The sequence below is a fragment of the Enterococcus florum genome (assembly GCF_004309355.1).
Taxonomy (GTDB): Bacteria; Bacillota; Bacilli; order Lactobacillales; family Enterococcaceae; genus Enterococcus_A; species Enterococcus_A florum.
This window is the reverse complement of the sequence record NZ_BJCC01000064.1, coordinates 1-243: the sequence shown is the minus strand read 5'-3', so window position 1 is coordinate 243 and position 243 is coordinate 1. Positions and strand designations below refer to the sequence as shown.

General features: G+C 40.3%; 1 protein-coding gene. It reads left to right on the top strand.

Annotated elements, in window-relative coordinates; all coding sequences use genetic code 11:
- Nucleotides 1-60: 60 nt before the first annotated feature.
- A partial coding sequence (locus tag NRIC_RS19090; protein WP_146624304.1) for a helix-turn-helix domain-containing protein occupies nucleotides 61-243 on the top strand: 183 nt, incomplete at its 3' end.

The following is a 243-nucleotide window of genomic DNA, read 5'->3' as shown; positions in this document are numbered from 1 at the left end:
TGCTATGCTACCCCTATCTAGGACAAGGAAATAATTAAATCCTAGATAGGGGTATTTGTTATGGGAAAAAGAAGGATGAAGCTCAGTGCAGAAGAGCGCATAAAGATTGTTGAGAGTTATCTTAGACAGGAAATCAGTTTAACTAGTGCAGCTAAAGAAGCCCAAGTTAACGTGAACACAGTCAGAAGATGGTGTGCTTTATATGAAAATGAAGGGCCCACTGGTCTGATTGCCACGAATAAG